Genomic DNA, 13,284 nt, shown 5'->3' on the forward strand with positions numbered 1-13,284 from the left:
TTTTATGCCATCTATGTTCAAACTAAGGATTCTATTTCTGCTCTGCCTGACTCATAGCTTTGTCTATTCACAACAGACCAAAGTTTCCGGTCGTGTCGTTGATGCAGAAACAGGAGAAGGAATTCCTGATGTACGGGTTCAATTTCAATATTCAAAAATTGGAACACTTACGGACAGTCTGGGCTTCTATGTCTTGCAAACTTACTATGCAACGGATAGTGTGACTTATTTCATGCCGGAGTTTACCATGGTCAGAAAAGCGGTCAAGAAAGATCAGGAACAGGTTATTGATGTGAGACTGACTGAATCAATAATGGATATCACGGAAGTCACGATCAAACCACCCGATGAATTTCCGTCCACCACCCTGCACAAGAAAGTGATTGCCCACAAGGACGCTAACAACAAGGAAAAACTAAGTTCCTACGAATACGAGTTATACAATAAGATTCAAATCGACCTCAACAATATTGGCGACAAATTCAAGGATCGTGATATTGTCAAACGTTTGGATTTGGTGATGGACTACCTCGATTCAGTCGATGGCGGGAAAACTTACCTCCCTGTTATCCTTTCGGAGAACATTTCACAATTCAGCTACAAGAACAACCCGAAAAAGAAACGGGAATTGGTTTCTGCTACCCGTATTTCCGGAATTGAAAACCTGCAATTGAACCAGTTCCTTGGGGAAATGTATCTGGACTTCAACATCTACGACAATTATTTAAACATCTTTCAAAAGGCATTTATCAGTCCGGTGGCGGGTTTTGCCCGAAACTATTACAAGTTTTACCTGGAAGACAGTATGTTCATCGATAACAATTGGTGCTACAAATTGCGTTTCACCCCAAAAAGAACGGGTGACATGACCTTTGAAGGAGAAATGTGGATCAATGACACCACTTACGCCGTAAAAACGTTCAAAGCGAAACTATCTCCGGGAGCAAATATCAATTATGTACAGGATATGTACATGGAACATCATTTCGATCAGGTGAAACCGGAAGTATGGATGCTTACGGAGGAAAAGATGATCCTGGATCTGAAAGTCACCAAAGGAACACAACTCTATGGTTTCTACGGCCGTAAATATTCCTCGCGAAAGAATTTTGTGATCAACAAGGACCGACCTGATGACTTTTACAAAAGTGATTTCACTGTAGAACTCGAAGACAGTGCCAAGATCCGGGACAAGGAATATTGGATTACACATCGACATATTCCGCTGAATGAACAGGAGAATGGAATCGATAATATGGTTGATTCGTTGAATCAAGACCCTTTCTTTAAATTCCTGAAGAATTCCACTTACATGCTTGCTTCGGGGTATTATCCGATTGGCAAGATCGAACTCGGCTCCATCTATTCCCTCATTTCCGTGAATCCGGTTGAGAAATTCCGTACAGGTTTGGCAATCCGCACTTCCAATGCCTTTTCCAAGCGAATTGAATTTGGCGGACGGCTGTATTATGGCTTTGGGGACAAGCGCTTCAAATACGGATTGACGACGCGGATCAATATCACACCAAAGAAACGCGGACTCCTGATCATTTATGGAAACAGGGACATTGAACAGATCGGAATTTCACCGACTGCAGCGGCAGTTGGATCAACTTTCAGCTCACTTTTACGGACAGGACCTCTGGATAAATTGACTTTTGTCGATAAGGCAGGAATCAACCTGGAAAAGGATTTCGGGAAAGATTTTGTAATTTATGGAGGCTTCGAATGGAAAGAATATACTCCGCTAGGTTTGGCTACCTATGAACGTAAAAATGAATTTGGCGGTCTCGACACCATCAAACATGTTCAAAGTTCAGAAGTCACTTTGCGTTTCAGATGGTGTAAAGACGAAGAGTTCATTTCGGGAAATTTTGATCGCACAACCTTACCTTCCAAGTTCCCCATTTTATCCGTTCAGGGAATTTTTGGAATAAAAGGTCTTTTAGGAAGTGATTACAATTATCAGAAACTGGAATTCGCCATGGAACACAGCCGGAACATCGGGATTTTGGGTAGACTTCGCTATGGAGTGAATGCCGGTGTGGTGATGGGAACAGTTGCCTATCCTTTCCTGAAAGTACATGAGGGAAGTCAATCTTATTGGCTGTATACGAATTCCTTCAACCGAATGTCTTATTTTGAGTTCATTTCCGACCGATATGTCGGCGGATTCTTTGAACAACATTGGCAAGGCTTATTGTTCGATCGGATCCCTTTAATTAAGAAATTGAAATGGAGATTGGTAACTACAGGACGGATCACCTATGGTGCGATCAGCCAGAGACACCAGGAAGTGATGATCATTCCATCCTTTACCAAACAATTCGGAAATACCCCATATGCAGAAGCTTCAGTCGGAATTGAGAACATTTTCAAACTTGGTCGGGTAGATCTGGTTTGGAGAATCACCCATTTGGCTCCGGGCATTCCTCCTTTGGGAATTCGGGCGCGTTGGTCATTTGCTTTCTAATTTTTAGCCATGAATTTAATACACCTCCTTTATTCAAATTACTTCATATCCCTAATCCTTCAAGGATTCTGTGTATTTCATTGTATGCGCAAGGGTCATTCCAATCAGTGGTTATGGCTCATCATCTTTCTGCCATTTATCGGCAGCCTGATCTACATTTTCACAATTGTTCTGACCCGGGACAAATTGAATTCGGTAACCAGCAATGTAAACACCATGGTTCGTCCGCATGGCAATCTGAAACAACTTGAACGCAATCTAAAATTCTCCGACACCTTTCAAAACCGAATGTTATTGGCTAATTACTATCAGGCACTTGGTAGAGATGAAGAAGCACTCGCGTTGTATGAACAAAACCGTCATGGGCTTTTTTCCAACGAGCCCGAGTTAATCACAGCCATGATACGATCAAATTACGCAATCAGCCAATATGAAAAAGTAATTGAATTAGCTAGTTTGGTATATAAACATCCTGATTTCACTCGTTCACAAGCTCATTTATCCTTGGCCAGATCTTTGGAAAAACTAGGAAAGAATAAAGAGGCTGAAACAGAATACGAACAATTCAATACACGCTATTCGGATTTCGAAGGGAAGCATGCTTACGCTTGTTTTCTGGAAAATCAACAACGCGTTGCGGAGGCAATTCAACTTTTAGATACCGCGATAGAGGAATCAAAACACATGTCCTACAAAGAAAAAAGGAATCACATTTTCTGGATTCGTCAATCTGTTGCAAAAAGAAAAGAACTGGAAAAGGGCAACAGCACAAAATAATTCATGCTAGAAAAAATATCTTACTTTTGCTAAGGTGAAATTACATACACACGATATCAAAAAGACCTATAAAGGTCGGAACGTAGTCAAAGGAGTCTCTATCGAGGTGAACCAGGGAGAAATTGTTGGTTTATTAGGTCCGAACGGCGCAGGAAAAACAACTTCCTTCTATATGATGGTTGGTTTGGTCAAACCGGATGAAGGACATGTCTTTCTGGATGATCTGGAAATCACACATTATCCCATGTACAAACGTTCCCAATTGGGAATCGGGTATCTCCCACAAGAGGTTTCCGTCTTTAGAAAATTGAGTGTGGAAGACAATATCCTATCCATTCTAGAGCTTTCCGATTTGAATAAGGTGGAACGCAAGGAAAAGATGGAACAGCTGTTGGAGGAATTCAGTCTGACGAAAGTCCGGAAGAATCTGGGAAACAGGCTTTCCGGTGGAGAAAAGAGACGAACAGAAATTGCACGTGCCTTAGCAACCAATCCCAAATTCGTTTTATTGGACGAACCTTTTGCCGGAGTGGATCCGATTGCAGTTGAAGATATTCAAAGTATTGTTTCTGATTTGCGTAAACGAAATATCGGAATCCTGATAACAGATCACAATGTACAGGAAACGTTATCGATTACAGACAGAGCTTATCTTTTGTTTGAAGGAAGTATTTTGAAATCCGGTACGGCTGAAGAGCTGGCTTCTGATGAACAGGTACGCAAGGTTTATCTAGGTCAAAATTTCGTTCTACGATCTAAGAACAGCTAGTCACAAAAAAAAGCCTCCGTGGGAAGAGACTTTTGGTTTGTTTCGTTATTTAGATGCTAAATCAGCGTTTTCTGTGTTGTCAACACTTCCGTAAGCATCGCAATGTCCTCTAGATGATCCGCAAGCTGCTAAAACTACCGCTAAGAAAGCAGCCATTGCTGCGTAGGCAAAAAATTTCTTCATAGTTATTGATTGTTTTTTAGTTTACTAGTTGTTGTCTGGATACAAAGCTATCATTTTTTAACGTTAGTTAGCCAAAAATATTATTCACATTCCATTTTTTACAACTGTTCATTATTTGTGATTTAATCGAAATTAACCGCTTTTTTTTAACTTTTCAAGCAATGATTACTTCGAAACCTCCTATTTATCTACATTTCAAGTAGAATACTATTCCGAACAATTAATGATCCATTTTTTCTGATTGCTGATTCTGATCTGCCATTCCATTGTAAGCATCACAATTTGCTTTTGTCTTACAAGAGGCACTTGCCAAGGCTACAAACAAGGCAACAGCAAGAATTCCAAATAATTTTTTCATGATTCTCAGTTTAATGGTTCATACTAATTGGTTCTTCTATACAAACTTACTACTTTCAGCGTTATATTATAGAATATTCTTGACATTTGTGAAAGGAAATAATTGAAATTGAAGCATTTCGGTAAATTTATTGAGAAAAAATGGATGCTTGGTCTTTTGATCAACCTATCCCTTTTTGTATCTCCAATACTTTATTCACAGAAAACAATTCATTTTTCAGAAGCCACCTTTAAAAAGATCAGTAAAAAGAATAGTTTCAATTATTCGGATACTCTCTCGCTGAATAATCAACTCCGGGATATTCAATTCCTGGCGTATAAAAAAGGATATCTGACCTTCGGAATTGATTCGATCATTCCTACCGACAGTTTGAATAGTGAAGCTTATTTCACCCTTGGTTTAAGATACAAAGAGCTGAACCTTTCCATTTCAGACAACAGTAAAAGGGCACTTCGGGAAATAGGAATCAGTCCACGTACCATTGAAACACTTCCTCCCAATCCCATGGAAATTTCCAAGAGCCTTCAACGTGTCCTTCACGATTTTGAAATCGCAGGATATCCATTTGCGCAGGTTTCATTTGAAGATCTGCGCATGGAGAATGAAGCTCTTTTTGCAGAATTGATCGTAACTCCTAATTCCCGGGTCAAATGGAATGAGTTGATCGTTTCCGGCAACAAGGTTAAACTTTCCAAAAAATACCTGGAGAATTTCCTGCACATTGAAAACGGAGCTTGGTACAATCAGGAACAAGTGGATTTGATCAATACCCGGCTTACGCAATTAATCTTTGTGAAACAGATAAAACCGGCCGAAATCCTGTTCACACCTGAAGGAGCCAATCTTTACCTTTACATTGAAACGAAACCGGTTTCCTTATTCAACGGGACAATCGGTCTTCAGCAGGATCCCATCAAATTAAAGTATCAGTTAACCGGAGATATCCGTCTGAAACTTCAAAATGCATTCAAACACGGAGAATTGTTTGATCTGAACTGGCGTTCCATTCAGCCGGGAAGTCCCCAATTGAAGATTCAGGCATCGTATCCGTTCTTATTCAATACCCCTTTCGGGTTGGATGGTCAGTTTTCACTTTTCAAAAGGGATTCGACATTCCTGGAACTTAAAACCAGTATCGGGGTAACCTATTTCGTTTCCGGCGGAAAAACATTGACCGGATTTTACAAGAACCAGCAATCCAATTTACTTGGAGCTGCAAATACCGGCTTGGCCTACGGAAGTTCCAAAAGCAACCTTTACGGACTCTCATTCCGCAATCAAACGGTGGATTATTTACCCAATCCGAGAAAAGGATTTATCTGGTATCTGGAGGGAAACATTGGGAAAAGAACACTTAAAAAGGATTCCATCACCAGCCATTACCTGATTTATGGAGGAAAATTACAAATCGAATACTATCAATCCCTCGGGAAACGCTTTGTCATAAAAGGAGGATTGTTGAGTGAATCTTTTTACACCAACAACATCCAGCAGAATGAATTGATCCGGTTTGGTGGAAATCTCACCCAGCGAGGGTTTATGGAGGATGAATTATTGGGAACCTTTCGTGCGACACTGACTATCGAACCCCGATTTATTCTCGACCAGAATTCTTATCTCTTCGTCTTTTACGACCAAAGTTGGTACGAACGAAATGTTAAGGCCTATGTTCACGATTCTCCCAAAGGATTCGGTGCCGGATTGTGTTTCGGAACCAATATCGGGATTTTCTCCCTGACGTATGCTTTAGGACAACAGTTTTCCAATCCCATCCTCTTCCGGGATTCAAAAGTGCATTTTGGATATGTGGCCTATTTCTAATTACGAATTACTTAAAAAACAAATTCGGCATTCGGCATTCGGCATTCGGCATTCGGCATTCGGCATTCGTAATTAACTAAAATCAATCAACTACTCACTTTAATCAATTCATTTGACCTCATTGTTTTTTTTATTTATCTTCAATCCAATGAGCTACTTATGCATATCTAATCCATTCCTGAAATCCATTTTGATGGTGGTTATTGCATTTTCAGTTCATCAATCCGCTTATTCACAAGATGTTGTTGTCAAGGGAACAGTTATTAACGAACAGAATCAACGCGTGATTGGCGCAGAGGTGAGACTTGGACAGCAAAACACCAAAACAAATGCGAAAGGAAACTTCCTGCTTAAAATCAATGAGTTTCCTGCTCAACTAACTATCAGACATGCTCTTTACACCGATTACCTCGAAGTGATTCGTGCCCCGGAATACAGAAAGGACACACTTTTCCTGAACGTGATCATGGAGAACAAGGAAACGGAATTGGATGAAGTGACCATCAGTGCTACACGCGTGATTTGGGCGTATCAAAAAGCCAACACACATATTATCGATTTCACACTTATTGAGAACGAAATCCTATTGGTTTGCAAGGAAGATCACAACTACTTTCTAAGAAGATTGGATTCAATCGGAGAGAAGATAATGGATCTTCCAATCAAAAAAAATCCACTTAACTTCTTTGAAGACTGCACCGGAGGAACACACTTGGTTTATGCAGACAGCATTTTCGAATTAAAGTTCATTGGCAAGTCGATCGGTATGCTTGCTGGGCATTCCTATATTGAGACTATGGAGATTTTAAGTCCTTGTGTGATTTCCAGCGAAGATAATTTTATTATCAAACGATTGGGAGCTCACAACAAACTGGTAGAATATACCAAGCTGGATCGAAACACCAAAAAACCAAGCCAGCTTTACATCACAAGTGATATTCAACAGATGCGCCAACTGGATGAGTATGCTGCAGCGAACGACATTCCTGTTCCTTTGTGGAATCCCAATTACAGACTTCCAAACATAGTGAACACCTCAAACGACCGGCAAAAATGGCAAAACCAGCAGTTTTACAACCAGATTTTGAAAAAACCACTATATGCCCCTATTTTCGAGATCAACGATTCTGTTTTTGTATTCGACCATTTCAAGGACAGTGCTTTGGTTTACAACATCTCAGGAAAGTACATCCGTTCGTTCCAGATCAGTTACCATTATCTCGAGAATTGGAAGAGTGAATTGTTTCTCAACGAAGAGAAAACAAAGTTATATGCCAAATATGAAATAGAGGGATTAGTGACACTTCGTCAAATCAATCCATCCACAGGAAAAGTCATTAATACAGACATCTTAGAGAAACACATTCATCCCATACGCATTCAAATTCGCACTAATTATGCGTATTATATTTATAAGCATTACCTGGATAATAGTATTCATTACCTCTATAAGCAGCCGCTGAAAGAATAATCACTTTTTACTGAATCACTATGAAACATTTAAATCACACCGGACTTATTTTTTTATTGCTTTTCGCAGGAGGGGCAATCAATACCACTTGGTCGCAAGCAGAGGCAATCGTTAAAGGAAAAGTCACCAATGAAAAAGGGACTCCCGTAAAAAATGCAGCTATTAAAGTTGGAAGCCGCGATGCACGAACAAACGACAACGGTTTCTTCGTTGTCAAAAACACGGAATTTCCCGCACAATTAACTGTCAATCATCCTTTGTATTCAGAATACCTTGACATGATTGTCCTTCCTGAAAAATGGAAAGATACCATCCAGGTTTCCGTGGTTTTATTAGGAAAAGAAACACAAATAGAAGAAGTTACCGTTTCTGCTGAACAGATTTTTTGGGTCTATCCGAGAAAACAAGCTAACGTATTGGACTTTCTCGTGCAACCGGATGATGGGATTTTATTATGCTGCAGTGATGAGAACCGTTATTTCATGCGAAGTTTGAACGCAAAGGGAGAAAAAACAAACGAAATACCGATCCGAAACCATCCAAAACAACTCTACAGGGATTGCATGGAAACTATTCACCTGATCTATTCTGACAGTATTTATGAAACTGCCGTTGTCAATAATTCAATGGGGATTTTCCAGCCATTAGCGCTCTCCGGTATTTATAATCTTCTAAAATCCTGTGTCTACAAAGACGATAAGAACCTGGTAAAATACAACTACTCAAATGAAGACCAACGTATTGAATACCTTGCCATCAATATCCAATCCAAACGATCAAAAACACTTTATGTTGGGGAAGACCGCACAGAATACAGACAAATGGAGGAATACGAATATGAACATTACAGGGCTGACGAAAAAATGTTCCATTCTCAAGATTCAGAGGAACTCAAAAAAACCCGCAAAATATGGAACAACAAGCAATTCTACGAACTCATTGTGATTAATCCGGTCTACATTCCACTGTTTGAATTAAATGATTCGCTCTTCATTTTCGATCATGTCAATGATTCAGCAGTGGTTTTCACCAAGGATGGTATGCGTGTACGCTCATTTCCGATTTTCTATCAATACTTCGACGGCTGGAAAAAGGAACTTATTACAAACCTTGAAAAAACAAAGATCTTCGCCCGGTATGATTCGGAGGGAATAACCACCCTGCGGGAAATTAACCCGACAAACGGAAAAATACAGCGAACCATCCAACTCGAGAAACATGTTTTCCCGGAACATCTGCAAATTCATGGAGATTTCATTTATTACACCTACAAAGATTACCTGGATCAGAGTATGCATTACATTTTTAAACAACATCTTGAATAAGCCTCATTTTTTTGTCTAAATTTCAACCATCAAATAAACCCATGTTGCATTTACTCAAAGTTTGGTTTTTATTTCTCCTGGTTCCATGTTCTATCGTAACGAATTTCAGCTGGGCTCAGGACGATATTGTCATCAAAGGGAAGGTTGTAAATGAAACAGGAACTCCCATCAAAAATGCATCTGTCCAAATCGACATTCATAATGCACGAACTAATTCCGGCGGTTATTTCATTATCAAAAACGGAAATTTTCCAGCTCAGCTTACTGTAAAAAGCAACCAATACAGCGACTTTACCGACATTCTTTTATTTCCTGAAAAATGGAAAGACACCATGAAGGTCAATGTGGTGATGACTGCTAAAGAAACTCAACTAGAAGAAGTGACCATTAATGGAGCAAACAAGTTTTGGGTATACCCTAGAAAACAAGCCAATGTACTGGATTTCAAACTGGAAGAAGACGGGAACATTTTGCTCTGTTGCAGTGATGAGCATCATTATTTTTTGAGACATCTGAATGAGATGGGCGACAAGGTTTATGAAACATCCATCCGCAAACACCCCAAGCAGATAAGACAGGATTGCGCCGGGAAATTTCACCTGATCTATAACGACAGTATTTATGAAACATCCATTGTCGGTCAATCCGTTGGGATCTTCTCCCCTTCACCCTATCACAAGTCCATTGGAATATTAGACAACTGTTCTTACGCGGATGACACTTCGATCATCATTCGCTCATACATGAATCAAAAGCAGTATCTGGAATATCAATTGATTACAAAAAGAACGAAATCGAGCAAAATCCTTTACGTTAGTCAGGATCGGCAAAAAGCCCGACAGTTAAAAGATTATCAGCGAGAGAATAAACAAACCGTTACAGAAATTCTAAAGGAATCCAATGCGAATCATAGTGACAAGCTTTCCAATGACAGACATGACCTTCAGAAAGCACGAGAGCGCTGGAGTACCCAACAATTTTATGATCTAATCCTTTTAAAGCCGATCTATGCTCCATTGTTTGAATTGAACGATTCTTTAATCATTTTTGACCATCCGAATGATTCCGCCATTGTATTTACCAAATCAGGAGTTCGGGTTAGAAGTTTCCCCATCTCCTACCAGTATTTCAGAGGTTGGAAAACTGAACTCATCCCGAATATTGAAAAAACACAGATTTACGCACGTTTCGAAAGAGATGGAATTACAAGCCTTCGAAAAATCAATTTAACAACCGGAAAAACGGAAGAAGTGGTTCAAATCAAAGATCATATTTACCCTGAACACATTCAGATTCGAAAAGATTTCATCTACTATGTTTACAAGGACTATTTGGATCTGAGCATGCACTATATTTTCAAACAGCATCTGACAAATCGTTAAAGATTGGTTTTCGGCTTGTGGACAAACTAATTTTGATTATCTTCAAGTAACAGATGAAAAATAGCATAGAATCCATCAGCAATCCTGCTGAATTTACAGAACGATTTATCAATCAAACCAACAGTCCGGTTTTTCTCACAGGAAAGGCTGGAACGGGGAAAACAACGCTTCTAAAGAAAATTGTTGAGACCACACATAAGAATACGGTCATTGTCGCTCCAACAGGTATTGCTGCATTAAATGCCGGAGGTGTGACGATTCATTCCTTTTTTCAACTTCCATTCAGCTCTTTTATCCCGGAATTCATTTCGGACGGATTAGTTGCCGGAAACACCAAATTTGAATCGAAAGAAACACTCAAACGCCATTTTCATTTCAATAAAACCCGTCAGAATCTCATTCGCAATGTCGAATTACTGATCATCGACGAAGTTTCCATGCTGCGTGCCGATTTATTGGATGCTATCGATTGGACTTTGAGAAATGTCCGCAAGAATAACAGTCCGTTCGGTGGATTACAAGTGCTTTTCATTGGAGACCTCTTACAACTTCCACCGGTTATCAAACCCGAAGAATGGAGTGTCTTACAAAAATATTATCACGGTATTTTCTTTTTCAATGCACAGGTTCTTCAGGAACAAGCTCCTGTTTACATTGAATTGGAAAAAATCTTCCGGCAAGACGACCAGTTGTTCATTGACCTGCTGAACAATTTAAGAAATAACCAGGTAACGATTGAAGACCAAAAATTGCTTGAAAAATATGTGAATCCCACTTTCGATTCCACCAAGGAAGAAGGGTACATTACCCTGACGACACATAATTCGAAAGCAGATTTAATGAATGCCACGGCATTGAATTCATTGAAAGAAAAGTCTGTGACCTACACGGCAGAAATCAAAGGAGATTTCCCTCCTCATCTGTTCCCGCTTGAAAAAGAAACGGAACTCAAGGTGGGCGCACAAATCATGTTTATCAAGAATGATATTTCATTTGAAAAGAATTTCTACAACGGAAAAATGGGCGTTGTCAAATCGCTCACGAAAGATGAAATAGAAGTGTTCTTCAAAGAAGAAAAACGGAGCATTACGGTTGAAAAATACGAATGGAATAATATCAAATATACCCTGAACGAGCAAAAAGGGGAAATTGAGGAAGAAGTTCTCGGGACCTTTGTCCACTACCCGATCAAACTGGCTTGGGCCATTACCATTCATAAAAGCCAGGGCTTGACTTTTGACAAAGCAGTTTTGGATGTTTCCAATGTTTTTGCTCCCGGTCAGGCATACGTTGCCCTTTCCCGTTTGCGAAGCCTTGCCGGATTGGTGCTATTAAAACCGCTTTCCATGAATGGATTGGTGAATGACCAATCGGTTGTTTCCTACTCTTCCAATAAAGCTCCCGAAGAACGCATGCAATTGTATTTGGATCAGGAAACGGCTCGCTTTGTTTATACGAGTCTGATTCAGGCATTTGATTGGTACGATTACACTACCAAATGGGCAACTTTCGAATTGGGCTTTAAAAATCAGGGACCGAAAACAGAAAAGGGAAAAGACGTTTCATGGGTCGCAAACCAGTTACAAACTGTTCACGCGACCTTCGATGCAGCACGAAAATTCCAGAACCAGCTAAGCAATCTCTTTTCGAAAGAAAAACCTGAATGGAACTTTATCTATGAACGCGTTCAGGCAGCTTACCAGTATTTTTTCAAACCCTTGGATGCACAGGTCTATTCGATCATGAAAAGGCGTTATGAATTGGCTAAGATCAAAAAAACAAAGAGTTATTCAGAAGAATTAGAGGAATTGGAACAGGAAGTGGTCGCTGTCGTTCATCGTTTGATGAAAGGGCGCTTATTGATGGAAGCCATTTTGAATGGAAAGCCGTTCACCAAAGAAACCGTCAAATCGGCTGAAATAACGAATTATGTCATTGCGAAAGGTCACAGCATTCAACAGGAATTGAGAGCGAACAGATCCATGATGGATGAGATGATGGAAGAGGAATTTGTGGATGTCATCAAATTGGTGAAAGCCAAAAAGGTGAAGGAGGAAAAAGTCGTCAAAAAGAACACCTACGAAATCACTCTGGAGCTATTCGAAGAAGGCAAATCGATGGAAGAAATTGCCAACGAGCGCCAATTGGGCATTTCCACTATTGAAGGGCATTTCGCGAAACTGATCCAGCAGGAAAAAATTGACATCACGGATGTTCTGGATCCGAAACGAATCAGTGAAATTGAATCGTATCTGGAAGAAGCCGAAGGAAAAACATTGGGAACACTTAAAGAAGAATTGGGAGATAAAGTGAGTTATGGCGAATTGAAGTTGGTTCAGGCTTCGAAGATGTTGTGAAAATCACTCTGCACTCCCAGCAAAAACTGATGGTTCGCAATATGGCAAATTGGCGAATTGGTGTCCTGAACTCCACAGCAAGTAGATTGTAAGATTCGAATAAATCAATGAAATCGAATCATATTTGGAAAAAGCGGAAGGGAAAACTTTAGGAACTCTCAAAGAGGAATTGGAAGATAAAGTGAGTCATGACGAATGAAATTGGCTCAGGCTTCGAAGATGTTGTGAAAATCAATCTACACTCCCAGCAAAAACTGACGGTTCGCAATATGGCAAATTGGCGAACTGGCGTCCTGAACTACATAGCAGGTAGATTGTAAAACCCGAATAAATCAGTGAAATCGAATCGTATCTGGAAGAAGCAGAAG

The 13,284-nt window shown here is 39.9% G+C and carries 10 protein-coding genes; 8 read left to right on the forward strand and 2 right to left on the reverse strand.

Annotated elements, in window-relative coordinates:
* Positions 1 to 13: 13 nt before the first annotated feature.
* Genes AAG807_RS20495 through lptB form a run of 3 tightly spaced genes read left to right on the forward strand, consistent with a single transcriptional unit; the run spans position 14 to position 4,019 of the window.
* The gene (locus AAG807_RS20495; RefSeq protein ID WP_341908283.1) at positions 14 to 2,473 is read left to right on the forward strand and encodes a DUF5686 family protein; all 2,460 of its coding nucleotides are present in this window, start codon (positions 14 to 16) and stop codon (positions 2,471 to 2,473) included.
* A gap of 9 nt (positions 2,474 to 2,482) precedes the next feature.
* Positions 2,483 to 3,250 (forward strand): hypothetical protein, encoded by a 768-nt coding sequence (locus AAG807_RS20500; protein ID WP_341908285.1) that lies wholly within the window; start codon positions 2,483 to 2,485, stop codon positions 3,248 to 3,250.
* Between the two features lie 34 nt (positions 3,251 to 3,284).
* Entirely contained in the window at positions 3,285 to 4,019 is a 735-nt protein-coding gene (gene lptB / locus AAG807_RS20505; RefSeq protein WP_341908287.1) for an LPS export ABC transporter ATP-binding protein, read from the forward strand.
* A gap of 45 nt (positions 4,020 to 4,064) precedes the next feature.
* On the opposite strand, the gene AAG807_RS20510 is transcribed toward lptB, so the two are convergent.
* Both AAG807_RS20510 and AAG807_RS20515 read right to left on the reverse strand, forming a co-directional pair.
* Positions 4,065 to 4,202, reverse strand: a complete 138-nt coding sequence (locus AAG807_RS20510) for a hypothetical protein (protein WP_294858879.1) — start codon at positions 4,200 to 4,202, stop codon at positions 4,065 to 4,067.
* A gap of 220 nt (positions 4,203 to 4,422) precedes the next feature.
* Positions 4,423 to 4,560: a hypothetical protein gene (locus AAG807_RS20515; protein WP_341908289.1), complete on the reverse strand. Its 138-nt coding sequence runs from the start codon at positions 4,558 to 4,560 to the stop codon at positions 4,423 to 4,425.
* Between the two features lie 108 nt (positions 4,561 to 4,668).
* Here AAG807_RS20515 and AAG807_RS20520 point away from each other — a divergent pair, with 108 nt between their 5' ends.
* From AAG807_RS20520 to AAG807_RS20540, 5 genes are all read left to right on the forward strand, one after another.
* The gene (locus AAG807_RS20520) at positions 4,669 to 6,381 is read left to right on the forward strand and encodes a hypothetical protein (RefSeq protein ID WP_341908291.1); all 1,713 of its coding nucleotides are present in this window, start codon (positions 4,669 to 4,671) and stop codon (positions 6,379 to 6,381) included.
* A 148-nt stretch (positions 6,382 to 6,529) separates the two neighbouring features.
* Positions 6,530 to 7,852, forward strand: a complete 1,323-nt coding sequence (locus AAG807_RS20525) for a carboxypeptidase-like regulatory domain-containing protein (protein WP_341908293.1) — start codon at positions 6,530 to 6,532, stop codon at positions 7,850 to 7,852.
* A gap of 20 nt (positions 7,853 to 7,872) precedes the next feature.
* Positions 7,873 to 9,177, forward strand: a complete 1,305-nt coding sequence (locus tag AAG807_RS20530) for a hypothetical protein (protein WP_341908295.1) — start codon at positions 7,873 to 7,875, stop codon at positions 9,175 to 9,177.
* A 41-nt stretch (positions 9,178 to 9,218) separates the two neighbouring features.
* Positions 9,219 to 10,559, forward strand: a complete 1,341-nt coding sequence (locus AAG807_RS20535; RefSeq protein ID WP_341908297.1) for a carboxypeptidase-like regulatory domain-containing protein — start codon at positions 9,219 to 9,221, stop codon at positions 10,557 to 10,559.
* A gap of 53 nt (positions 10,560 to 10,612) precedes the next feature.
* Positions 10,613 to 12,916, forward strand: a complete 2,304-nt coding sequence (locus AAG807_RS20540) for a helix-turn-helix domain-containing protein (RefSeq protein WP_341908299.1) — start codon at positions 10,613 to 10,615, stop codon at positions 12,914 to 12,916.
* Positions 12,917 to 13,284 lie beyond the last annotated feature (368 nt).

The organism is Fluviicola taffensis DSM 16823, assembly GCF_943372375.1.
Classification (GTDB): Bacteria; Bacteroidota; Bacteroidia; order Flavobacteriales_D; family Crocinitomicaceae; genus Fluviicola; species Fluviicola taffensis_A.